Source organism: Moorena sp. SIO3I6 (assembly GCF_010672095.1).
In genome coordinates this window covers 1-1,457 of record NZ_JAAHHU010001285.1, presented here as the reverse complement: position 1 = coordinate 1,457, position 1,457 = coordinate 1, and the positions used below count along the sequence as shown (strand labels likewise).

Here is a 1,457-nt window from a genome sequence, read left to right as displayed (position 1 = left end):
TGGAATAAAATTTAAATGTATATCACGCTGAATAGGAAGCGCTATATAATTTAAAAATATATCATGAACAATCTTGGTGATTTATCATAACATCAAAAACTATTCAGAGCTCTTTACTACTCTTCCCTGTTCCCTGTTCCCTGTTCCCTTTTTTTATCAATCATAGTTTCACATCTAAACTAAAAATTAGATATGGTTAAATCCCTAATTAAATCATGGTTTCTGTGCTTAAGTCTATCCTTAGTTTTGGTAGCTTGCAATGTTCTTACCTTTAACAATCAACAGCCAGAAGTGGTCAGTCTAACTGTCTCAGTTGCTGCTAGCTTACAAGATGCGATGAAAGCTATCAAAGTACTCTACACTAAGGAAACACCAGATGTTACTATTATTTATAACTTTGCTTCCTCTGGTTCGTTGCAGCAACAAATCGAACAGGGCGCGCCAGTGGATGTTTTTATTTCAGCAGCTCCGAAACAAATGAATGCTCTGGAATCTAAGGGGCTTTTACTAGAAGGGACAAGGCAAAGTATTATTAATAATCAGGTAGTTTTAATTACTCCGAAAGACGAGACTGGTATCTCTAATTTTAAGGACTTAAGGTCTGATAAAATCAGTAAAATAGCAATGGGAGACCCGGAAAGTGTACCAGCTGGACACTATGCTAAGGAAGTTCTATCTACTCTTAACTTGTTTGACCAGCTCAAACCGAAGTTAGTTTTTGCTAAAGATGTTCGCCAAGTTCTATTCTATGTGGAAACAGGTAATGTGGATGCTGGATTGGTGTATGCAACAGATGCTAATGTATCAAACCAAGTTAAACGAGTTGCTACTGCTCCGCCAGAGTCTTACTCCCGGATTATCTACCCAGTAGCAGTATTAAAGGAGTCTAAAAACCCTGATCATGCTAACCAGTTTGTACAGTTTCTGAGTGGTGAGTCAGCTAAAACTGTATTTTTGAGGTATGGGTTTACTATGGCGGATAAGGGAGTAGGGAGTAGGGAGTAGGGAGTAGGGAATAGGGAACAGGGAACAGGGAACAGGGAACATAGAAAAAATATTGTGTATCTGATTAATATAAAAACTGCTATATCGTTGTTGTCAACAGAGCACGAATTAGAATAAAAGCGATGCAGTGGCTACTCCCTGCTCCCTGCTCCCTGCTCCCTAAAACCCAATACTTTGTAACTCACCCACTTGATAACTATTATAATGTAATGGAAGATTTATCTCCTTTATGGATTTCCCTAAAGACTGCTGGCTTGGCTACTATCTTTGCTTTCTTTCTGGGAATTACAGTAGCGGGTTGGATGTTTAGCTATCAAGGGAAAGGTAAAGGAATTATTGATAGTATCTTAACCCTTCCGATAGTGCTACCGCCTACAGTAGTTGGCTTCTTATTACTGTTGTTACTAGGTAGAAATAGCCCAGTGGGACAGCTATTAAGGCAATTGGGATTA

At 38.7% G+C, this 1,457-nt stretch carries 1 protein-coding gene and 1 pseudogene; both read left to right on the top strand.

Annotation, left to right across the window (positions count from 1 at the left end; all coding sequences use genetic code 11):
• Positions 1-192 precede the first annotated feature (192 nt).
• Positions 193-1,005 (top strand): molybdate ABC transporter substrate-binding protein, encoded by an 813-nt coding sequence (modA, locus tag F6K49_RS48605; RefSeq protein ID WP_075898945.1) that lies wholly within the window; start codon positions 193-195, stop codon positions 1,003-1,005.
• Positions 1,006-1,214: 209 nt separating this feature from the next.
• Positions 1,215-1,457 (top strand): annotated as a pseudogene (locus F6K49_RS48600) (molybdate ABC transporter permease subunit); the annotation flags it as partial.

Coding starts and splice junctions, on each gene's coding strand:
- modA (WP_075898945.1), top strand. CDS start 193: ATGGTTAAATCCCTAATTAAATCATGGTTTCTGTGCTTAAGTCTATCC.